Source organism: Solibacillus sp. CAU 1738 (assembly GCF_039888725.1).
Taxonomy (GTDB): domain Bacteria; phylum Bacillota; class Bacilli; order Bacillales_A; family Planococcaceae; genus Metasolibacillus.
This window is the reverse complement of the sequence record NZ_JBDQQN010000003.1, coordinates 371,527-395,636: the sequence shown is the minus strand read 5'-3', so window position 1 is coordinate 395,636 and position 24,110 is coordinate 371,527. Positions and strand designations below refer to the sequence as shown.

Annotated in this window: 18 protein-coding genes and 1 riboswitch; all 18 genes read right to left on the bottom strand. The window is 39.6% G+C overall.

What is annotated here, in order from left to right:
* Positions 1-62 precede the first annotated feature (62 nt).
* Positions 63-3,302: a fused isobutyryl-CoA mutase/GTPase IcmF gene (gene icmF, locus AAFN87_RS11375; protein WP_347791181.1), complete on the bottom strand. Its 3,240-nt coding sequence runs from the start codon at positions 3,300-3,302 to the stop codon at positions 63-65.
* A 152-nt stretch (positions 3,303-3,454) separates the two neighbouring features.
* On the bottom strand, positions 3,455-4,087 hold the full coding sequence (locus tag AAFN87_RS11370; RefSeq protein ID WP_347791180.1) for a TetR/AcrR family transcriptional regulator: 633 nt from the start codon (positions 4,085-4,087) through the stop codon (positions 3,455-3,457).
* A gap of 3 nt (positions 4,088-4,090) precedes the next feature.
* Complete coding sequence (locus AAFN87_RS11365) at positions 4,091-5,227, bottom strand: acyl-CoA dehydrogenase (protein WP_347791179.1); 1,137 nt, start codon at positions 5,225-5,227, stop codon at positions 4,091-4,093.
* A 400-nt stretch (positions 5,228-5,627) separates the two neighbouring features.
* A complete protein-coding gene (locus AAFN87_RS11360; RefSeq protein ID WP_347791178.1) occupies positions 5,628-6,764 on the bottom strand; it encodes an acyl-CoA dehydrogenase in 1,137 nt (378 codons plus the stop codon).
* 12 nt (positions 6,765-6,776) lie between these two features.
* Entirely contained in the window at positions 6,777-7,625 is an 849-nt protein-coding gene (locus AAFN87_RS11355; RefSeq protein WP_347791177.1) for a 3-hydroxybutyryl-CoA dehydrogenase, read from the bottom strand.
* On the bottom strand, positions 7,622-8,818 hold the full coding sequence (locus tag AAFN87_RS11350) for an acetyl-CoA C-acetyltransferase (RefSeq protein ID WP_347791176.1): 1,197 nt from the start codon (positions 8,816-8,818) through the stop codon (positions 7,622-7,624). The genes AAFN87_RS11355 and AAFN87_RS11350 overlap by 4 nt, the downstream gene beginning before the upstream one ends.
* 273 nt (positions 8,819-9,091) lie before the next feature.
* Complete coding sequence (locus AAFN87_RS11345; protein WP_347791175.1) at positions 9,092-11,545, bottom strand: heterodisulfide reductase-related iron-sulfur binding cluster; 2,454 nt, start codon at positions 11,543-11,545, stop codon at positions 9,092-9,094.
* 506 nt (positions 11,546-12,051) lie between these two features.
* Positions 12,052-13,137 (bottom strand): metallophosphoesterase, encoded by a 1,086-nt coding sequence (locus AAFN87_RS11340; RefSeq protein WP_347791174.1) that lies wholly within the window; start codon positions 13,135-13,137, stop codon positions 12,052-12,054.
* Positions 13,138-13,669: 532 nt separating this feature from the next.
* Complete coding sequence (locus AAFN87_RS11335; RefSeq protein ID WP_347791459.1) at positions 13,670-14,233, bottom strand: cob(I)yrinic acid a,c-diamide adenosyltransferase; 564 nt, start codon at positions 14,231-14,233, stop codon at positions 13,670-13,672.
* Between the two features lie 20 nt (positions 14,234-14,253).
* Complete coding sequence (locus tag AAFN87_RS11330) at positions 14,254-15,714, bottom strand: adenosylcobinamide amidohydrolase (protein ID WP_347791173.1); 1,461 nt, start codon at positions 15,712-15,714, stop codon at positions 14,254-14,256.
* Between the two features lie 4 nt (positions 15,715-15,718).
* Complete coding sequence (locus AAFN87_RS11325) at positions 15,719-16,714, bottom strand: FecCD family ABC transporter permease (RefSeq protein WP_347791172.1); 996 nt, start codon at positions 16,712-16,714, stop codon at positions 15,719-15,721.
* A gap of 125 nt (positions 16,715-16,839) precedes the next feature.
* A riboswitch (cobalamin riboswitch) is annotated at positions 16,840-17,019 on the bottom strand.
* Positions 17,020-17,084: 65 nt separating this feature from the next.
* Positions 17,085-17,840 carry an amino acid ABC transporter ATP-binding protein gene (locus AAFN87_RS11320; RefSeq protein ID WP_347791171.1) on the bottom strand — a complete coding sequence of 252 codons (756 nt, stop codon included), beginning with the start codon at positions 17,838-17,840 and terminating at the stop codon, positions 17,085-17,087.
* A gap of 13 nt (positions 17,841-17,853) precedes the next feature.
* Positions 17,854-18,564 carry an amino acid ABC transporter permease gene (locus AAFN87_RS11315; protein ID WP_347791170.1) on the bottom strand — a complete coding sequence of 237 codons (711 nt, stop codon included), beginning with the start codon at positions 18,562-18,564 and terminating at the stop codon, positions 17,854-17,856.
* Between the two features lie 15 nt (positions 18,565-18,579).
* Positions 18,580-19,290, bottom strand: a complete 711-nt coding sequence (locus AAFN87_RS11310; RefSeq protein WP_347791169.1) for an amino acid ABC transporter permease — start codon at positions 19,288-19,290, stop codon at positions 18,580-18,582.
* Between the two features lie 345 nt (positions 19,291-19,635).
* Positions 19,636-20,502, bottom strand: coding sequence for a transporter substrate-binding domain-containing protein (locus AAFN87_RS11305; protein WP_347791168.1), 867 nt, complete (start codon positions 20,500-20,502; stop codon positions 19,636-19,638).
* Positions 20,503-21,678, bottom strand: coding sequence for an acyl-CoA dehydrogenase family protein (locus tag AAFN87_RS11300; protein WP_347791167.1), 1,176 nt, complete (start codon positions 21,676-21,678; stop codon positions 20,503-20,505).
* Between the two features lie 243 nt (positions 21,679-21,921).
* On the bottom strand, positions 21,922-23,589 hold the full coding sequence (gene argS, locus AAFN87_RS11295; RefSeq protein WP_347791166.1) for an arginine--tRNA ligase: 1,668 nt from the start codon (positions 23,587-23,589) through the stop codon (positions 21,922-21,924).
* A complete protein-coding gene (locus tag AAFN87_RS11290) occupies positions 23,589-24,026 on the bottom strand; it encodes a YwiB family protein (protein ID WP_347791165.1) in 438 nt (145 codons plus the stop codon). The genes argS and AAFN87_RS11290 overlap by 1 nt, the downstream gene beginning before the upstream one ends.
* Positions 24,027-24,110: the final 84 nt, after the last annotated feature.

Below are 24,110 nucleotides of genomic sequence, written 5' to 3'. Positions count from 1 at the left end.
AAAGGTTCGAAAGTCAGTGGAAATTTTATATAAAGTAGTTTATTTTTGAATATTTTAGCATATTACATATTGCGACGATATTGCCCACCTACTTCGTATAGTGCATTTGTAATTTGACCTAGACTTGCAACCTGCACTGTCTCCATTAGCTCTTCAAAAATATTGCCTCCTGTTACGGCTGTTTGCTTCAATCGAGCAATTGCCGCTTCAGACTCATTACTATGACGTACTTTAAACGCTTCAAGATTTGCGATTTGTAAGTCTTTTTCTTCTGTCGTAGCACGTGCGATTTCCATACTATCAATCGCTTCATCTGTAGGTGGATTTGGATTCAAGTACGTATTGACACCGATAATTGGCAGCTCTCCTGAATGCTTTAAGTGCTCATAATACATCGATTCCTCTTGAATTTTACCGCGCTGATATTGAGTTTCCATCGCGCCAAGTACACCGCCACGATCATTCATTCGGTCAAATTCTTCTAACACTGCTCGTTCTAATATATCCGTTAGTTCTTCGACAATAAATGCGCCTTGTAGTGGATTTTCATTTTTTGATAAGCCATGTTCTTTCGTAATAATCATTTGAATAGCCATTGCCCGACGTACAGATTCTTCAGTCGGTGTTGTGATGGCCTCGTCATATGCATTCGTGTGCAACGAGTTACAATTATCCTGTAACGCCATTAACGCCTGCAATGTAGTACGAATATCATTGAAATCAATTTCCTGTGCGTGTAAGCTACGACCTGATGTCTGAATATGATATTTTAGCTTTTGTGACCTATCATTGGCACCGTATTTATCTCGCATTACAATCGCCCAAATACGACGCGCTACTCGACCAATTACGGTATATTCAGGATCTAAGCCGTTCGAAAAGAAGAAGCTTAAGTTCGGCGCAAAGTCATCAATTTGCATACCTCGACTTAAATAATACTCTACATACGTAAAACCGTTCGCAAGTGTAAACGCTAACTGCGAAATCGGATTTGCCCCAGCCTCAGCAATATGATACCCAGAAATCGATACGGAGTAATAGTTACGCACTTTCTGGTCGATAAAATACTGCTGGATATCTCCCATCATGCGCAGTGCAAATTCCGTAGAAAATATACATGTATTTTGACCTTGATCTTCTTTTAAAATATCTGCTTGTACTGTACCACGTACGACTTGTAATGTTTTGGCACGCACTTCCGTAAATTCTTCAACCGTTAACGTCCGACCAAGTTGTTCCTCTCGAATTTTCACTTGCTGGTCAATCGCCGTATTCATAAACATCGCTAAAATAATTGGTGCCGGACCGTTAATCGTCATCGACACAGATGTAGATGGTGCACATAAATCAAAGCCAGCATAAAGCTTTTTCATATCATCTAGCGTACAAATGCTGACACCCGATTCCCCAACTTTCCCGTAAATATCAGGACGTGTATGTGGATCCTCGCCGTATAATGTTACCGAATCGAACGCTGTAGATAAACGTTTCGCATCATCGTCTTTCGATAAATAGTGGAAGCGTTTATTCGTGCGCTCCGGTGTTCCTTCTCCTGCAAATTGGCGCTTTGGATCTTCCCCTTCACGCTTGAACGGGAATACGCCTGCAGTGTACGGGAATTCCCCTGGTACATTTTCTGCATACACCCAGCGCAAAATTTCCCCGTAGTCTTCATATTTAGGTAATGCGACTTTTGGAATTTTCGTCCCTGATAATGACGATGTACGGAGAATCGTGCGAATTTCTTTATCCCGTACTTTCGTTACAAATTCTTCGCCTGCATACGCTTCTTTTAATGCAGACCAATTCCCTAAAATACGTTTCGATTCAGCAGTAAGCTCATTCGTTACTCCTTCAATTAATAAATCAATAGATGCAATCAGTGTCGTTTCAGTTGTTGGGAGTTGCTTTTTCGCCCCTTCTAATTGATACAACTTACGAGCAAAGTCGACTTGCTGTGCTGATTTTTTATGATAGCCGCGCACCGTGTCCGTAATTTCACGTAAGTAATAGCGACGGTCATTCGGAATAATGACATTTTGCTTTTGAGTTTTAATGAATTGCTCATAAGAAGTTTCCCAATTCAACTCGAATTTTTCATTAATTTTGCTAACGAGTGCTGCAAATAACGAATTCGTACCTTTATCATTAAACTGACTTGCAATAGTACCATAAACAGGCATCGTATTTAAATCAGCATTCCATAATTCATGTGAGCGCTGGTACTGCTTTTGTACTTGTCGAAGCGCATCTTCTGAACCCTTTCTCTCGAATTTATTAATGACAATAAGGTCCGCGTAATCAATCATATCAATTTTTTCGAGCTGCGTTGGCGCACCGAATTCGCTTGTCATCACATACATCGATAAGTCTGTATATTTCGTTATCTCTGCATCGCCTTGCCCAATTCCGCTCGTTTCAATAATGATTAAGTCATAGCCTGCTACCTTTACAACATCTAATACATCGCCAATCGAGGCCGATAATTCTGTACGAGAGCCACGAGTTGCTAAACTGCGCATATATATTCGATTGTTGAAGATTGCGTTCATACGAATTCGGTCACCAAGTAGTGCACCGCCCGTTTTTTGCTTCGTTGGATCCACTGAAATAATGGCCATTTTTTTATCCGGAAATTCTTGCAGGAAACGTCGGATTAGTTCATCAGTTAATGATGATTTACCGGCGCCACCCGTTCCTGTAATACCTAGTACTGGTGTTTTTTTTGAACGTGCTCTTGCTGCTTGTAAAAAAGAGCTCACTTCATCTCCACCATTTTCAGCAGCAGTAATTAAATTAGCTAATATTTCAGGCGTATCCGTTGAAAGCTGATCTAGCAATTCATCGTAATTTCCATGTAAAGTTGAAAAATCAGAGCCTTCGATATTGCGATTAATCATGCCTTGTAAGCCCAATTCGCGTCCGTCTTCTGGTGAAAAAATACCCGCAATGCCATAAGCGTGTAGCTCTTTAATTTCACGGGGTAAAATAACGCCCCCACCACCGCCATAAATTTTAATATGCGGAGCCCCTTTTTCACGTAGCAGGTCATACATATATTTGAAATATTCCATATGTCCGCCTTGATAACTCGAAATAGCAATGCCTTGCGCATCTTCTTGAATGGCTGCATTGACTACTTCCTCAACCGAGCGATTATGTCCTAAATGGATGACTTCCACACCGCTAGATTGCAAAATACGGCGCATAATATTGATTGAAGCATCGTGCCCATCAAAAAGACTCGATGCTGTAACAAAACGCACATGATTTTTTGGACGATATACTTCCACCTTTACCATAAAAAATTCCTCCCCATTTCGAAATAATATTCGTATGCCCTTCCCTCCGAATGGTACGAATACGCAGTCGATTATTTAACCCTCATTGTGATAGTTATAAAAACCGCAACCTGCATCACGATTACGTATGCAATTTGCGGTTTAGATTTTTTCTACATGCGTAATACACCAAATAAAAACATATTCGTTTGATATTCAATGTATTCATCAATTGTAAATTGCTTATGGAGCGCCCATTTGCGGAAAGCCCAGCTCTGTCCTTGAACTACTAAATGATTAGCAGCTAAAAACAATTCACGTTCCGACAGTGTAATTTCCCCCGAGATTACACAGCTTTTCAATATTTGCTCGAATATCGCTACCATTTCCATCTCTTTGTTCAGCACATACTGCATTGCCTCTTTCGGTAGCGACTTCGTTTCCTGGTACATGATTGTAAAGGCGTCATTCATACTGTGAATGAGCGAGAAGTATTGTTTAATTGCTTCCTTCAATTCATCAACCGTACCAGAGTGTGCCGGAAAACTAGATAGGCGCTGTGTTACTTCATGATATATATTGTCACAAACTAAATATAGTACGTCCTCTTTTATACGAATATATTCATATAATGTACCGATACTAAAGCCCGCCGCCTTGGCAATTTCACGCGTTGTCGCACGGTGAAAGCCTTTTTCTTTAAATAATCCAATAGCTGCATCGACAATTTGCTGACGGCGAATTTCGATTAACTGTTCATCTTTAACAGATGTTTCGACTTGCAGCTTTTCGCTATTTTTCACCATACATTATTTTGTAACCATACGCGAAATTACAAGTCGCTGAATTTCTTGCGTACCTTCGTATATTTGCGTAATTTTCGCATCACGCATAAAACGCTCAACTGGATAATCTTTCGTATAACCGTAGCCTCCAAAAATTTGAACCGCTTCCGTCGTTACGTCCATCGCTGTATCGCCAGCCATTAATTTCGCCATTGCCGATGCTTTACCGTATGGTAGTTCATTTGTTTCTAACCAAGCTGCTTGATAAGTGAGTAAACGGGATGCCTCAATTGCTGTAGCCATATCTGCTAATTTGAACGATACACCTTGATTTGCAACAATTGGTTTGCCGAATTGTACACGCTCTTTCGAATATTCAATAGCAGCGTCTAATGCTCCTTGTGCAATTCCTACTGCTTGTGCAGCAATGCCGTTACGACCGCCATCTAATGTTTTCATTGCAATGACAAAGCCTTGACCTAATTCACCAAGTATATTTTCTTTCGGTACTCGACAATTTTCGAAAATGATTTCTGTCGTTGGAGATGAACGAATACCTAATTTTTTCTCTTTTTTCCCTACTGAGAAGCCTGGTGTGTCAGCTTCCACGATAAATGCAGTCGTACCATGTTTTGCTTCAGGATCAGTTACTGCAAAAACTACATAAATATCAGCAACTCCCCCGTTTGTAATGAAAATTTTTGAGCCATTTAATACGTAATGATCCCCATCTAATGTTGCGTACGTTTTCATACCGCCTGCATCAGACCCTGAACCTGGCTCCGTTAAGCCGTAAGCGCCTATTTTTTTACCTTCTGCCATTGGACGAAGATATTTTTGCTTTTGCTCTTCTGATCCAAATTTATAAATCGGCCAGCCTGCAAGCGATGTATGTGCTGATAATGTTACCCCTGTTGAAGCACATACACGTGATAGCTCTTCTACTGCGATACAGTACGCTAAGTAGTCAAAGCCTGCACCGCCGTACTCTTCCGGCCATGGAATACCTGTTAAACCAAGCTCCGCCATTTTATCAAAAATCGCACGGTCAAACTCTTCGTTTTCGTCTCGCTCTGCTGCAGTTGGTGCTACTTCGTTTAAAGCAAAATCACGAATCATTTCGCGTAATTGTTCATGTTCTTCTGATAGTTGAAAATTCATATTAATCAATCCCCTTTGTTTGAATTAGTCCATTAAATGTATTAATTTACCTTTTATTGTTACATTGCACAATAGGTTACGTTGATTTCCGCTACGGCTGAGGCCAACATGATGTTGGTCACGAATACGTTGTCACATGATGTGACGCTTTTAGTATTCGTTCAAATACTCCCGCAGGCACGGCTTCAACTAATTTCTATCGGCTAGAGCCGATAGAAATGGATTTTCAGCTCGCTCTTTTCCTGCAGGAGTCGAGTCGCCTTCACTCCAATCAACTAGTAAATGTTTTTTATCAGTTATTCTATTAGAGAAATTACGCCATTTATCGATATTTGAATAATCAATATATCTGTTAATCGATTTATTAATAAGCTACGGGCCAGTGTCGAGTCCCGCCCACTCATTTCAATAAATTCTTACTTATAACCATGCGTTGAATTTCACTTGTACCTTCGTAAATTTCCGTCACTTTTGCATCACGGAAATAACGCTCTACAGGATAATCCTCTGTGTAGCCGTATCCGCCGAAAATCTGTACCGCTTCAATCGCTACTTGAACTGCTGTTTTCGATGCAAATAATTTCGCCATCGATGCCTCTGCTCCACAAGGTAAGCCTTTTGAGCGTAAATCAGCTGCTCTGTATACTAATAGTCTTGCTGCTTCAATCGCCGTTGCCATATCCGCTAGTTTAAATCCTACTCCTTGCTGAGCGGCAATTGGTTTCCCGAATTGCACGCGTTCTTTTGCGTAAGCACTCGCAGCTTCAAAGGCCGCTTCCGCAATACCGAGTGCTTGAGCTGCGATGCCGATACGTCCAACATCTAAGTTAGCCATTGCAATTTTAAATCCTTCACCTTTAGCACCGAGTAAGTTTTCTGCCGGCACGACCATATTGTCAAATGTTAACTGCACTGTCCGCGAGCCGTGTAAGCCCATTTTTTGCTCATCTTTTCCGATGATAAGCCCTGGTGTATCCTTTTCGACGATGAAAGCTGAAATACCGCGCGTGCCTTGTTGTGGCTCTGTAGACGCAAAGACGATATACACATCGGCCTCGCCACCGTTCGTAATAAACACTTTTGAACCGTTAATGATGTAATTGTCGCCGTCTTTCACAGCGCGAGACTTTAATGAACCTGCATCACTACCAGCACTTGGCTCTGTTAAGCAAAATGCCCCTAAATAGTCACCGCTCGCTAAACGTGGTACATACTTTTGCTTTTGCTCTTCATTGCCAAAGTACAAAATCGGATTTGTACCGACTGAAGTATGTACCGATAAAATAACCCCAACGACTGCGCTTACTTTTGATAATTCATTAATTGCTAAAATATATGAAGTAAAGTCCATCTCCGAACCACCGTACTGTTCAGGTGCAGTAATTCCCATTAACCCAAGCTCGCCCATTTTCTTTAAAATATCCCGCGGAAATTCTCCCGCCTCCATGCGTTCAATAAATGGTGCAATTTCGCTCTGTGCAAAATCGCGTACCATATCGCGCATCATGAGCTGCACTTCCGTAAAACGTAATTCCAACTTAAATCCCTCCTATTCGTAAACGTAGAACCCGCGACCTGATTTTTTCCCTAACCAGCCAGCTGCTACATATTTACGAAGTAGTGGGCAAGGACGATATTTACTATCACCTAAGCCGTCATGCATAATTTCCATAATGTATAGACACGTATCTAAGCCGATAAAGTCTGCTAACGTAAGCGGGCCCATTGGATGATTCATACCGAGCTTCATTACATCATCAATTGCTTTTTTCGTTGCAACCCCTTCATATAATGCATAAATCGCTTCATTAATCATCGGTAGTAAAATACGGTTGGAAATAAATCCCGGGAAGTCGTTCACTTCAACCGGTGTTTTGGCAAGCTTTAATGTCATTTCTTCCACTGCTTTATATACATCATCCGCAGTTGCTAGCCCGCGAATAATTTCAACTAGCTTCATTACTGGAACCGGATTCATAAAATGCATGCCGATTACTTTTTCCGGACGGCTAGTGACAGCTGCAATTTCGGTAATCGGTAAGCTCGATGTATTAGTCGCTAAAATCGTATGCTCTGGTGCTATAGTATCTAGCTGTTTAAAAATAGATTGCTTGATTTCCATATTTTCAACTGCCGCTTCGATGACGATATCTACATCTTTTGCGTCTTGTAAATCGAGCGACATCGAAATGCGAGACAATATTGCTTGCTTTTCGTCTTCTGTTTTACGTCCTTTATCCACATCGCGCGCTAAATTTTTGGTAATCACACCTAAACCGCGCTCGAAAAATTCTTGCTTCATATCATTTAACACGACTTCGTAGCCTGCTTGTGCACAAACTTGCGCAATACCTGACCCCATTTGCCCTGCGCCAATGACCATTACTTTTTGAATCATTTCTCCGCCCCCACTTCAATCATAATGGCATCCCCTTGACCGCCACCTGAACAAATTGCTGCAATTCCAATGCCGCCACCGCGACGACGTAATTCATATGCTAATGTTAAAATAATACGTGCACCACTCGCTCCGATTGGGTGTCCAAGCGCTACTGCCCCGCCGTTGACATTGACTTTTGTTTCGTCTAATCCAGCGATTTGATTACTTACTAAAGCAACCGCCGCAAACGCCTCATTAATTTCGAATAAATCAATATCGGCAATTGTTTTCCCTGTTTTTTCAAGCAATGTATTAATGACAAGTCCCGGTGTTTGAGGAAAATCTTGTGGTGCAACGCCAATTTCTGCATGCCCGATAATTGTTGCTAGCGGCTGTCTGTTTTCTCGCTTCGCACGTTCCTCACTCATACAAACGAGCGCACATGCCCCATCATTAACACCCGGTGCATTGCCTGCAGTAATTGTGCCGTCTTTACTAAAAGCTGATTTCAATGCTGTGAGCGCTTCCAAAGTTGTGCCTTGGCGCGGTGCTTCATCTGTGTCGACAATGATTGCTTCCCCTTTACGTTGTGGAATTTCCACTGCGGTAATTTCCTCTGCAAATTTGCCTGATTCAATTGCTTGTAGCGCTAATTTATGACTGCGCACTGCCCACACATCTTGCTCTTCGCGAGTACATTTAAATTGCTCTGCTGTTTGATTGCCGTAAGTGCCCATATGAACATGCTTTGGATCAAATGAGCAAGAAAGCCCGTCATAGACCATGCCATCTACCATTTGTGCGTCACCCATACGTAAACCGAAGCGACCTTTAGGTAAATAATACGGCGCGTTTGACATCGATTCCATACCTCCAGCAACGATTACTTCTTCGTCCCCTAAACGAATAAGCTGATCTGCTAGCGTCACACTGCGCATTCCTGATGCACATACTTTATTAATTGTTTCTGTTTTCACATGCCACGGAATGTTTGCTTTTGTAGCCGCTTGTCGAGAAGGAATTTGTCCTTGCCCTGCTTGCAGGACTGTTCCGATAATAACTTCTCCTACTTCTTGTGGTGCAATATTGGCTTTTTGTAATGCTGCTTCAATGGCAATTCCGCCTAAATCACTCGCTTGTAAGCTCGCTAGACTACCACCAAATTTGCCGAATGCTGTACGCGCACCATCTAAAATAACCGTTCTATTCAATCCACACACCCCTTTGTTTGATTGATCAATTCGCTTACTGACTGAACGCTCGCTCAGTTTCGGTAGAAAAAAATAACAAAATATATTTGTTATTTCAAATTTTACTAAAAGATATGTGACTTTTCAAATATATTTTCAGATTTTTTTAATTATATAGATAGTCGTTAATATTCACAATGGTTAAGTTGCAAGCACTATGGATTCTTCGTCAAATGTTGTCTTATTAGAAAAAGCTATACTACATAGATGTAGCATAGCTTTACGCTTTTAAGATTAGTTTTTATCTTCTGCAGAATTTTCTTCCTCAGCAATTGACTCTTCTTTAGTGGCTTCAATAGTTGCAGCTTCTTCTGCCTCTAGTTGATGTGGACTTTCATCAACAACTGTTATTTCTTCCATGACAACGATTTCCTCATGAGACGGTTCTTCTGCTTCGTTGACAGCAAGAACTTCCTCTGTAGGTGACTCTTCCTCCACAATCGTTGCCTCTTCAGTCACAGCTGTTAATCCCGGAGCTTCTTCCACTAGCTCAACTTCCTCTGTAGCAATTACTACAGGATCAGCTTCAATAGTTTCTTCTACCATTTCCTCGACTACTTCCTCTTCTGCAGCTTGCTTTTGATGATCGCCAAATACAGCACGCTCTAATAATTCTGCAATATCGAAAGTACCAACTGATTCTTCTACTTCCTTCGCTTTTGTGCCGTCAGATAACATCGTTAAGCAGTATGGACAGCCTGATGAAATGACTGATGCATTCGTCGCTAGTGCTTGTTCTGTACGTGCCACGTTAATGCGGTTGCCGACATGTTCTTCCATCCACATTAAACCACCACCAGCACCACAGCACATACCAGTTTCACGGTTACGTTCCATTTCAACTAACTTAACACCTGGAATGCCTTTTAATATTTCTCTTGGCGGATCATACACATCATTGTAGCGACCTAAATAACATGAATCATGGAATACAATGGTCTCTTCTACTTTATAGTTCATTGTTAAACGACCTTGTTGTATTAAGTCATATAATAACTCTGTATGGTGAAGTACTTCACCATTCCACCCGAAATCTTTGTACTCATTTTTGAATATATTGTAGGCATGCGGATCGATTGTGACGATTTTCTTCACGTCGTTTTTCTCAAACTCGTCAATATTAGCAGTTGCTAACTCTTGGAATAAAAACTCATTCCCTAAACGACGCGGCGTATCTCCAGAGTTTTTCTCTTTATTTCCTAAAATCGCAAACTTCACACCGGCTTCATTCATTAATCGTGCAAATGCTAATGCAATTTTTTGCGAACGGTTGTCAAATGAGCCCATCGAACCAACCCAGAATAAATATTCCATTTCTTCACCGGATTTTTTAAGCTCTTTAACTGTCGGAATATGAATGGATTCATCTAGTTCACGCCAGTTTTCTTTTTCTTTACGGTTTAGTCCCCAAGGATTTCCTTGACGCTCGATATTTGTCATCGCACGTTGGGCATCTGGGTTCACTTTCCCTTCTGTCATTGTTAAGTAACGACGGAGGTCAATAATTTTATCAACGTGCTCGTTCATAACCGGACATTGATCTTCACAGTTACGGCAAGTTGTACAAGCCCAAATTTCTTCTTCTGTAATGACGTCCCCAATTAATGACGGGTTATAAATGTTTTCTATAACAGCACCTTCAGCACCAGCAGCCAAAGCAAGCTGGTTTCCTTGTGTGTTTTTAAACATTTGATATGGCACCCAAGGCTTTTGTTTTGTTACAACAGCACCTGTAAATGTTAAATGGTCACGCAATTTGACGATTAAGTCCATTGGCGACAGCATTTTCCCTGTACCTGTTGCTGGACACATATTCGTACAGCGACCGCATTCTACACAAGCATACAAGTCGATAAGCTGTTTTTGTGTAAAGTCTTGAATTTTTCCTACCCCAAGTGCTGGCATATCCGCCTCATCTTCTGCTTCCTCAAGCGCCGTAAAGTCGATTGGACGCAGTGTCCCCATACGCTCTTGACGGTTTAAGAAAACATTGAAAATACTCGTAATTAAGTGGAAGTGCTTTGATTGCGGTACATATACTAGGAATGTTAATAGGATTAGTAAATGCACCCACCACATTACATAAAAAATAGCCGCTGCAACTGTTGGTGATAGGAAGCTAAATACATACGCAATGGCTGATGCAACGGGCTCTGCACCTGTTAAACCATGTTCATGCCAAATTAGCCCCATACCGTTTGCGAATAATGTTGAAACCATTAATCCACCGATAAAAATCAACACTAAACCATTCTTAAACCCTCGCTTTAGTCGTACGAGCTTTTCCACATAACGGCGATAAAACGCGATTAATACTGCTACTAAAATCGTTAGTGCTACGATTTCTTGGAAAAATGTAAAGAATGGGTACAGTGGTCCAAATGGTAAATGTGCTCCAGGTACTAATCCTTTCAAAATTAAATCAATCGCGCCTAATTGTACGAGTAAAAATCCGTAGAAAAATAGCACATGTACTACACCCATTTTTTTATCTTTTAATAATTTGGATTGCCCGAATACTTTTTCAATAATATCGCCAATTCGGTCGGACATTTTTTGATTGAACTCTTCTTTTCTTCCTAACTGAATGAATTCATAGCGTGTTTTAAGTAGATACGCAAATAAGCCGACTCCATATAATAACACAACAGCAAATGCTACCCAGTTAACAATTAGTAATGTACTCATTGTCTTTCCCCCTTGTTGAAATATTATTGTTTTGCATCCCCTTTATTGCAAAACAATCATTTCAATAAATAGCCAATCTTTCTATAAATATTTATTTCTATTTTAGTTATGAATGAGCATTCAGTCAACAGAATTTATGTTAATTTCTGAAAATTAAAATGATAAAGGATGGAATACCAATTATTTTGGACAGCTTTCTGTATCAATATCGATAAACTGATTTTCATTGCGGCGAAAACGTTTTGCGAGTACTATGTGGTGCCGCGCTCTGCAAACTGCTACCCTAAATAAAAATAAATACAAAAAACGTCCAATCTTTTTAAAATAGAATGGACGATTTATTATGGACATTGAAGTTACTACAAGTTGATTTGCTTTATTGATCAAAATTTACAAATATCAACAATAAGGAATAATAGCCTTTATTAAATACACCTTTTCATAGTTATTTGTTTATAGAGTAAATAGATTGTTCGTTATTTTTATAAATAGCTTACACCATAAAATCACAAACAACTTGTAGGAATCCATCCTACTTCTCCATTGTTTTTCTTAATTAACGTATAACCTTCGCATGTATCATTGACAATATGCACTGAGTCACCTTTATTTACCGATAAAAACGTTGTACTAAGGTCATCCTTGCAGCGTGCATCATTGTCATTAACAATTAGATATTCATTTTTTATCCATTGTTGAATACCTAGATTATTATTTTCACAAAGTGTAAAAAATTCTTCTTTCTTAATAATCGTCATTTGGTAATTCGGATATGTAACCGTTCCAACTCTTCCTGTTGAGTCTACATGTTCATGTTGAACGAACATCTCGCATGTCAACTCATCCACGTATGTAAATGAAAATGTGTCATTCTTAATTATCAAGGCATTCAGTTGACCGTCTGCTTTGATTTGGTTTCCGCCATCCAATGCAATCACACGCTTTTCCAGATCAATCAACGGATTATGTGAGCTAATTTGTTCTGCCCTATAATTAACGACTGGCCAATGTCCTACTATGACTGTCTTATCAGCTTGATGATTTTTCTCATAAAATGAGGGTGTAGATATACCAAAATGTTCACTTGTTTGCTTCCAATCTACATTATTTTCAATACCTGCATGAATAATAATAAAATCATCTGTTTCAAATGCAGTCGGTAATGCTTCAAGCCATTCTAGTTCTTCTGAAAAATACGAACGGTAATAATGTGCTAGCTCTTTTAAGTCCGCAAAATCATCCAGTGATTTACCATTTTTCAATAGCATCTCATTTAATACAGAATACTGTTGTCTGTTCATATATGAAATGATGCTCTCATTTCCACTGATTACTGAACGAAATACTACATCACAATTTCCTTTTGTAATAAAAACATTCGTCGATTCTTCGGACATACAGCGCACATAGTTAATTACCTCTAAACTTGCAGGTCCTTTCTCACACAAATCACCATTAATGAATAGATAGTCTTCTGCAGTAAACTGTAATTTATCTAACAATCTCTTGAAAAGGTGTAAATTTGCATGAATATCTGAAATGACAATTGTGCGTTTTGTTTTATCTAACTTCAAATATTTTACTTCAATCACAATCCAACCTCCGAAGAATATTAATGATTTCTGAATTTAATAGTTAATATGAGATTTGAAATAACACATAACATTTACTGTAACTTAACTAATAATTGTTGATTGTAGTGAAGGCTGGGCGACTCCTTGAGGATTAGCTTGAGGCCACTGAAAAAATAGATACACGCATTTTTTATAATAAGAATTTGCGACAACGATACAATTTTCAAATGATTTAGCACGGTGCGACAGTGTAGCTGACGGCTGCGCCTTTCGCTACAGAGCAAAGCTTCCTGCGGGATCAGCATGAGCCTTGAGACCCTGCAACGCAGTGAGGAGGCTCAAGCCATGCCCGCGGAAAGGGAGTATCAGAGCGCTAAATCATAAAGGCAAATAATTATTCGAATATTTTTATGAAAATCACTTTTTCAGTAGCTTTTTTAGCGTCCCAGCCGTAACGGAAATCAACCTAGCAAATGCTAATATCATTTGTATTTATAGGATTATTTTTGCTCATTATGAGTAATTATTATTGATCAAACTTCACAACAATTTATCTAAATACGTTTGCGCTACGTACGTATTCTACATCTTGGATATTTAATCTGAAGTTGACTACACGAGCAGCTGCAAATAAATAATCAGATAGGCGATTTAAATATTTTTGTACTATTGGTGATACGTCTGACTCGGCTTTCATTAATGATACCGTTTGTCTCTCAGCTCGACGTGCAACTGTTCTCGCAATATGAAGCGTCGCAGCAGCAGGAGAACCACCTGGTAAAATGAATTTTTGTAACGGTGGTGCTTCTTCTGAAAGTACATCAATGCGCGCTTCAAGTGTATCAATTGGCGCTTCCGTTAACTTGTAATGACGTTCCTTCATCACATTCGCTAAATCACCGCCGCCATCAAATAGCTCGTGCTGAATCGCTTCTAAATCCGCTAAAATATCTTTAAATAATTCACGGTTATCAAGCTCTGTCATCGCCTTGCCTATAAATGAATTCAATTCATCTATAGTGCCGTAAGCCTCAACGCGTAAATGGTCCTTATCGACACGACCTCCAATAATACTCGTTTTCCCTTTATCCCCTGTTTTTGTATACAATTTCATCATGTATCACCCTTTCCTTCCTAATTTGTTTGTCTTCTATTATATTTCACAATAGCCTTTACAGTTGTTTCAAAAACCCCACGACCAATCCATTTTCCTATTTCAGTAATTGGACCGGCATATGGCATTTCTTCCCCTTTTTGTGTGGCTGCTATAAGTAAACTATCTGTACCTGTGCCCGTTGCAATCGTACCTGTTCTTGAATCTACAACATTTTCTTGCGCAAGGGCCTTCGTTTTTGCTTCTGTAGCAGTAATCATCGCCTGGTAAAATGCTTCATCTGACAGTTTCCCGTTAATAATGACCCAAGTATTAATCGTTCCGGCATGAAAAACATCGTCTCTTTCATATGTTCTTGTTGCGTCAACTGCATTTCCAATGCCAGCTGTTACCGCAACAATTACTCGGCCGTCCAGAAAGGATTCAATTACAACATTTTCTGGTGGAACCGCCGTTAACATCACTACTGTATTCGTAGGGGATAGCTTTTCATTGCTTAAAAATTGCTGCGTCTCTTGTTTTACATCATTACAAAAATAATCGACATCAATGCAGCGATTTACGAATGTCCCATACCAGCCCATCCCTGCATTATGAACTGCAGAAGAGATTACTTTTAATGGGGCATCTGCTTGTAGCTTAACAAAATGAGGAGCTATAACAAAATGCTCTTTTGTCACTTCTCCAAAAAATGACTCCTCTACCGCTTCTGGTAGCATTGTAATTTGCGGCTTCGGTATTTCTGGATGAGCATATGTTGCAACACGCGCGGCATATACTTCCTCAATTTGCGATTCAAGTAATACTTCATGTGGTACACCTATCGCTTTAACACTGCCTGATTCCATTAATAAAAGTTCATCACAATAAAGTGAGGCTAAGTTAATATCATGGAACACTGATACGACCGTCAAATCGGATTCTTTAGCTTCTTTGCGGATCATATCTAAAATTTGCTTTTGATGTGCTATATCAAGATGATTTGTTGGTTCATCTAACAGTAATACATTCGAACATTGCGCCAATGCTTGAGCAATAAATACTCGCTGTTGCTCTCCACCTGATAAATTTTCTAAAAAGGTGTTTTCATATTTTGTAACACCTGTTTGCGCCATCGCTTTTTGAACGGCTTCTTCGTCTTTACTTGACCATGTTGAGAAAAAACCCGTTTGATGTGGATAACGCCCTAGCGATACTGCATCTCGAACAGAATTAGAAAAGGCATTCGCGTGAAGCTGTGGTAGCACTGCCATTTTTTTCGCCAATTCTTTTGTAGAATACTGATGGACATCTTTATCTTCAATAAACACTTGACCCGCTGTTGATGGAATGACCCCACTAATCACTTTTAATAAAGTCGATTTACCACTTCCATTTGGACCGAGAATTCCGAGAATTTTTCCTTTCCCAACAGTAAATGAAACATCTTTTACGATAGGGGTTGCACCGTAGCCACCTGATATATGTTCTACCCGTAACATATGATTATGCCCCCTTCTTGCGCTGTTTATAAAAAATGTAGGCGAATACCGGCGCACCGATAAATGCAGTAATAACACCAATCGGCAACTCTGTTGGTGCAATAATAGTCCGTGATACTAAATCACAAATGACTAATAAACTAGCACCATTAAGAAATGAAAGGATGAGTAAATGTCGATGATCCGCCCCAATAACGAGACGCATCATATGTGGTACTACTAAACCGACAAATCCTATTGTCCCAGATACTGCGACAGCAGCACCAGTTAACATCGAGCCACCTACTAAAATAGCGTATTTACTCTTCTTTACATCGACACCTAAATACTTTGCTCGATCTTCACCGTATATCATCGCATTTAATTCACGACGGTTTAGCCAGATGAGTAATGTACCTATTATGACAAACGGGATAATCATTTGTACATATGGCCAGCCCCTCATGGACACACTGCCTAAAAGCCAACCCATTATGACGCGAAGCTGCTCACCCGTTAGAGCTATCATTAGTGAAATACAAGAACCTAAAAATGAGCTAAAAATAACACCCGTTAAAATGAGCGTTTCCATTTTCATAGAACGGTCTACAAGTTTTGCAAAGCCCATTACGAAAATCATCGTAATGGCAGCTCCAATAATACTAAATACTGGCAACGTGAAAGTACCTAAAAACGGAATAGACATACTAAAGTATAGCGTAGCAACAGCCCCTACCGAAGCACCTGATGAAATTCCTAACGTATACGGATCAGCAAGTGGATTTTTCAGTAATCCTTGGAATGCAGCACCGGCTATTGCTAGGGATGCTCCAACTAATGCCGCTAAAATAACACGTGGCAACCTTATGTTCCATAAAATACTGTATGCTGTAGGATTTGTTTCTTTATCCCATAATGTTGAGATTGGTATATCGGCTGATCCAATTGCAATTCCAAGCCACATACTCACTAACAGCAACGTAATGGATAGTATGTAAGCGAGTACACTTTTTTTACTCACTGTAAATTCCTCCGATAATAAAAATTAAAAAAGTCCCCCGACGAATGCGAGAGACTAACAAAAGAATAGACTAGACTACATACAAATGCAGAAATAGTACCACCCTCCTATCCTCGTAGGTTGTCGTAGGTGTAATGTAGAGGCAGGTCTCCTGGCTTATGCATCAAGCATGTTTAACATCCTTCCCGATTGCTCAGTGGTTGTTGTTAAACATTCGCATTTACAGTGGCGGGACCGCACCGGATTTAAACCGGTTTCCCTTTTAACTTTACAATAAGTAAAGAACCTCATACAAAATACAAATGAACTTTTCCATTACTCTTATTATAGCGAAAAAAAGTTAGTTGTGTATGTTTTGTTATCTGAATATTCAAATGTGGTAATTATAATCTTCGGGTAATACACGATGTAGAAATTGTTTCGTACGCTCTTCTTTCGGGTTCACAAATAGTTGATGAGCAGATCCTTCTTCAACAATTCGCCCACCGTCCATAAAAATAACATGGCTCGCTACATCACGCGCAAAAGACATTTCATGTGTGACAACGACCATTGTCGTACCGGATTTGGCAATGGATTTCATTACTTCTAGTACTTCTCCGACTAGCTCCGGGTCGAGTGCTGAAGTTGGTTCATCGAATAAAATAACGTCTGGATTTAACACAATCGCTCGCGCTATGCCAACTCGTTGCTGTTGTCCTCCAGATAATTGGCTTGGATAAGCATCATATTTATGTGACAGCCCTACTTGATTCAATGCTTCTTTTGCGATCCGGTGTGCCTCCTCTTTTTTCATTCCACGCCCAATGACAAGCCCTTCTGCTACATTTTCTAACGCTGTCTTATTATGAAATAAATTGTAGTTTTGAAAGACAAACGCGGTTTTTTTACGAACCTCAAGAATTTCTTTCTTTGATGCATTTTTTAAATCGACTGCAATTGTGCCAAAATTAGCTGTCCCTGCGTCTGCTCGCTCTAAAAAATTGATACAACGGAGAAGCGTCGTTTTCCCTGATCCACTTGGCCCTAAAATAACGACTACATCCCCTTTATCAATAGTTAAGTCTACACCTTGTAAAATCTCATGTTGCCCAAATGATTTACGGACATTTTTAATTTCTAACATAGCGCGCTCCTCCTTATGCTACGACAGATTTATAGCGACTTAATCGACGCTCCGATAGCTTAAATAAATATTCAACCGTCATACATAAAATTAAATAAACGAAGAAAATATCCATATACGCCTCTAAATAGTTGTAGCCAACATTTGCCGCAACTTTCGCTCTCAACGTAATTTCCTGTAATGAAATAGCGTAACCGAGTGAGGTTGCTTTAATTAAATTAATTGTCGCTGTACATACGTTTGGTAAGGCAGCGACTAATGCTTGAGGAATTATAATACGTCGATACGCTTGTGCTGTCGTTAGCCCTACTGCCTGTGCTGCTTCTAGCTGCCCTTTTGGAACTGTTTGCAAAGCTGAGCGAAATACTTCAGAAAGCACCGCAGCTGTATTAAATGAAAATATAATATAGGCATACCAAAGTGGATTCACATCGTATATGGCGTAGTCAATATTGTAATTTTTTAAAATACCATCCAGTATTAACGGAATACTGCTATATAAAACGAAAATTTGAATAATTACAGGTGTACCACGGACGAATGATACATATGTTTTCGTAATATTTTTCAGGACAGGGATTTCATTGATACGCGTTAACGCGAGAAAAAAACCTAATGGTACAGCAATGAGCAGCGACACACAAGTAACAAGAAGCGCAACCGGAACACCGCTTAATGCGACGAAAAACGTATCAATTAAAAACTTTACATTTATTAATTCCATTATTGTCACTCCTCCTTACGTTGTTTTTAACGGTTGCTTCCCTTTGCTAAATGCCTTTTCTAATAAACTAAAGCTCTTTTCAATCGCAATAGATATGACCCAATAAATAACTGCCAACGCAATATAAATTTCTAGTGCATGTGTATTATAGTTGTTCGCAATGATTAAATTTGCCTTGCCTACTATGTCAATGAAACCAATCGTATAAGCTAGCGCCCCTTCTTGTAATACAGCAATGAGGCCATTCCCAAAGTTAGGTAAAGCAATGACTAGTGCTTGTGGAAAAATAATACGACGATATGCCTGAAGCGGTGTTAAACCAACACTAACAGCAGCTTCAAACTGCCCCCGATCAATAGCTAAATAAGCAGAACGGATTACTTCCGACATCATCGCCGCAAACTGTAAGCTAAAGGTAATGACAACAAATATCCCAGTATGAACATTTTGCAAATTAATACCGAATAAATTTTCCGAAAACGCCGGAATGCCATAATAGACAAGAAATAATAGGACGATGGATGGCGTACATCGCATAACAGTCGTATATACATTTGCCAACCATTGTAACAGCTTGTTATTACTTAGCTTAGCAGCGGCAAGGAGTAACCCTAGTAGGCTACCGACAATTACAGCTGCACTAGCGATATAGATTGTCACCCATAAATAAGGCAATAGTTGCGGTAGTGCCGACCATAAATACGCGATATCAAAATATTTCTCCATCCATCACACCACTTTCTTTGATTAGAAAAGCGCAAGCGCCTTGGTCAGCCCCGACAGCTGCTTGCAGGCCTGTATTGAAAGCATCTTTTACGCTTTCGATAAAGGGGCAGACCGCGACCTCGAGGGGCTAGGCGCTGGAGCTAGACACATTAGAAATGCTTAAGTGCCCCGTTTAGCCCCGACAAGCGCTGGATGGCTCTCAAACGAAAGCATCTTTTACGCTTTCGATTGAGGGACAAAAGCGACCTCGAGGGGCTGGGCACTGGAGCTAGACAATGTTAAATCTCCAGAAATTTATCCTTTCTTATATTGATTAGAAAGGCTGATGATTTGCATCAGCTCCCATCAACGCTCCACTGAATCTAGAACTTCGAATAAATCTTTGCCATAAAACTCTACACTCAGTTTATTTAACGCATCTGTCTTTTTAATTTCTGCAATTGCCTTGTCATAGGCATCAGCAAATTCTTGTTCTTTTTTATTGAACAATGGCCACGTTTTAATTACCGCAAATTCGTTATACACAACTTGATCCTTCAAATGATAATATGGACCACCTTCTGTTAACACTTGCCCTGTGAAGCTCCCTTCAATTTGCACTCCACCGTCAACACGTCCCTCATTTACCCATTGCACAACGTCTACTGAAAACTCTTCACCTGCTTTTAGTTGCACTTGATTGTCTGGATTTGCTTCGTTATATTCTGCGATAACTGTGTATTGAGCGTTATTTGCTGCGATTGGTGCCAATGTCATACCTGCCGCTGCAAAATCACTTAAATTTTTAATATGTTCATTTTCTTTTTTCAATACTAGACCGGCACTACTCAGCCCTAAAAATTCTTGCGGGAATATATACTTTGCTGTACGCTCTTCTGTCCAGAAAGCATTTTTTACCCCTACTTGGTATTTACCTTGCTCTACACCGAGTAATAAATCATCATTGGATGTTCCGATGTATTCAAATTCATATTCTTCTAACGCTTCATCAATAAGTTTCATTACTTCCACATCATAGCCAGTCGGATTTCCCTTTTCATCAATATATGACATCGGCTTACCTGCTTGATCATAAGCGACTTTCACTTTTTTCACTTGTACACCGTCTGCTGAAGCTGCACCAGAATTTTCTTTCTCTCCTCCGCAAGCTGCCAAAATCGAAATGGATGCAATACTAATCAACGCTAACTTTAAAATTTTTTTAAATGACATTTACACTCTCTCCTTTTGTTCGTTAAATTGACTAATAGCCGTCTCAGCTAACTTTTTGATTGTCATATCATCCATCGGTGGATTATGAAGTCCTGCACGCACATCTCGGTAATAACGCTGTAATGGATTATTGCGTTGAAGACTTTTTGCTCCAACAATACGCATTGCCTTATCGACAATCGATAGTGCGCTATTTGTCACGAAATGCTTTGCGATATTAATTTCATGTACTACATGTTCTTTACGAACTGGATCAGCAAATGCTTCCGCAGCTCCGTATAAAGTAAAACGTGCCGTTGCTAACTCTAAGTCGATTTCACCAATTAGCGACTGCACATTAGGCAACTCACTTATTGGACCGTTCAAGCTATTCGGTGTATGTGTTGTCGCAAAATGCACGGCATAATCGCGCGCTGCCTGTGCAATACCTAAATAAGTAGCCGGAATTAATAGTAACCAGCCATTTAACTTAAAACCTGTAGAATAACTCGGAATTTCAACCAAACTAGAGGACTCCAAATGAACATTTTCTAGTACGAGGTCATGACTACCTGTACCGCGCATCGAAATCACGTCCCACGTTTCATCAATCGAAACGCCCTCTGCCTCTCGAGGAATTAAGAAGAATCCAATTTTACCCTGTTCTTCAATCCAAGCTGATGTTAAAAAATAGTCCAGCTCAGGTGCACCGGTTGTATAATTTTTCCGCCCGTTTATTAACCAACCACTCGCTGTTTTTCTTGCAGATGTGGCAGGACGACCTCCACGTGCTGGGCTTCCCATTGCAAATTCACTAACTGCTCGATTAATAATAGCGCCGCGTTCAACTTCTTTTGCGAATTCATCTAGCGTTTTCTTTTCCCACTGCTCATTATCGAATAAATCGCCGACTGTTAGTAATGTCCAGCCAATGGATAGTGCCGTACTAGCATCATAGCTCGCTAATGTTTCATGTAATAGTACCGCATCATAAATGCTAAAACCTTCTCCCCCTAACTGCTTCGGTAAAGTGATTTTTGTATAGCCAATGTCACGGAGTGCTTGAATATTTTCTTTAGGGAAACGCGCTAGCTCATCAACTAGCTGTGCACGCCCTTTAAATGAATCCTCGAGCTCCTCAAGCTTTTGTAACCAAGCTCTTTGGTCTTCAGTTTTAATAAAAAGCTGTTTACTCAATTTCAACGCCACCTTTATAAAATCTGTATTTTCTAAACTTTATTGTTGGAATTGATTGTAAAGCCTGCAATTTTGTAAGTCAACAGCTTATTCCTAGTTTTTTTATAGGTTTTGTATATTATAGCGTTTTCATTACTGATGTTACTTCATTTTGATGTGATAAAAAATTTTTCAATTAATTTCGGGAAACAAAAAAAGTTGTTTCGAAGGACTCGCCTTCAAAACAACTTTTTGTTTTTAAAATTACATTTTTTCTGGAGCAGATACTCCGATTAATTTTAATGCGTTCGCTATTGTTATACGCACTGCTGTAATTAATGCAATACGTGCTTCTGTTAGCTCTTTGTTGTCGGCATTAATTACTTTTTCAGCATTGTAGAAGCTGTGGAAAGTTGCAGCTAATTCTTGAATGTAGTTAGCAATACGATGCGGTGTGCGGTGTTTCGCTGCATCCGCAACCACTTGTGGGAATGCACCTACTTTTTTCAATACATCCGCTTCTTTTTCTGCTGTTAGCAATTGTAAATTTTCTAATGAAGCTTTGTAGCCTTGCTCATCTGCTTGACGTAAAATTGAGCAAATACGTGCGTGAGCATATTGAGCATAGTACACTGGGTTTTCATTCGATTGTGAAACAGCTAAATCAAGATCGAAATCCATATGAGAATCGCCCGCTGTTTTTACAAAGAAGTAACGCACTGCATCAAGTCCTACTTCTTCAACTAGCTCACGCATCGTTACAGCGTTACCAGTACGCTTCGACATTTTGAATTTCTCACCGTTTTTATACAGTTGCACCATTTGAATAATTTCCACTTCTAGTGTATCGCGCTCATAACCTAATGCCTCGATTGCGGCTTTCATACGTGGAATATAGCCGTGGTGGTCAGCTCCCCAAATATTAATTAATTTATCGAAGCCACGCAAAATTTTGTCTTGATGGTAAGCAATATCCGGTGTTAAGTATGTGAAAGAGCCGTCATTTTTAATAAGTACGCGGTTTTTATCATCACCAAATGTTGTTGAGCGGAACCATGTAGCACCGTCTTCTTCATACACATGACCATTCGCTCTTAATTTATCTAAAGCTACTTCAATTTTTCCGTTGTTGTATAAAGATGTTTCAGAATACCAAACGTCAAATTCAACACGGAAGTTTTTCAAATCATTTTGTAATTTATCAAGCTCAAGCTTTAAGCCATGTTCACGGAAGAAATTGAAACGTTCTTCATCAGATTTATCTAAAACGCTTGCGCCAAATTGTTCAACAATTTTTCCAGCGATATCTATAATATCTTGACCGTGGTAACCATCCTCTGGCATTTCTGCATCCATACCTAGAGCTTGTTTATAACGTGCTTCAAGTGAATAAGCTAAATTATTAATTTGGTTCCCCGCATCATTAATATAATATTCACGTGATACATTGTAGCCAGCAAAATCTAATACGTTACATAACGAATCACCTACTGATGCTCCGCGTGCATGTCCTAAATGAAGGTCACCAGTTGGGTTGGCAGATACGAACTCTACTTGAATATTTTCGCCATTACCTGCATTTGAACGTCCGTAAGCTTCTCCTTGCTCATTAGCAGCTTTTACTACTCCTGCTAAGAAATCTTTTCGCACTGTAATATTAATAAAACCAGGACCAGCGATGTCGATTTTTTCGATATCAGTATCCGCTGTTTCAAGATTTTCTAAAATAGCTTCTGCAATAGCGCGTGGTGGTTTTTTCGCCAACTTTGTTAATTGCATAGCGATATTTGTTGCAAAGTCACCATTTGCTTTATCTTTCGGTGTTTCTAAATGGATATTTATCTCTGTACCAGCTTCAATTAGCTGTGCTTTTTCAATAGCGGCAACTAGTGCAGCTTTAATAGATTGTTGTAATTGTTCTACAGCGTTCATTATTGTACCTCCGAGTATTGAATTTCTAATGTATAATTGCCGACAGTTGTACCGTCAATGATTAAATCATACTGCGTGTAAAAGCGCCCTTGAGAATTTTCATGTATTGGTTCATATGATAATTGATGTGTTTTCGTGACAAGTGGTAATGAGCCGTACATACTATCATAGTGGCCATTTTCTTTTTGCTTTACATTAAGAGGCAAACGCATGCTTACACTACCACTACGCATAATAAACGCTTGGTCATTTGTCAACTTTACCGTTGTGCGAATCGTATTGTCTTCTTGCACTTCTTCATATCGCAAATAATAACTACCTGATTTATTAATAAAGGATCCTTGCAGCCACATTTCATATGTTTCAAGCTCTCCATCAGTCGGAATAATTTTAGACACAAGCTTGATTTTTACTTTTGTTCCTATATCATTCATCATGTGGTTAGCTCCTTTTTTCATCTATTGCTATGACTTTTTTATTATAGGATGAATTCATCTATATAAGCAAGAGTCAACTATATA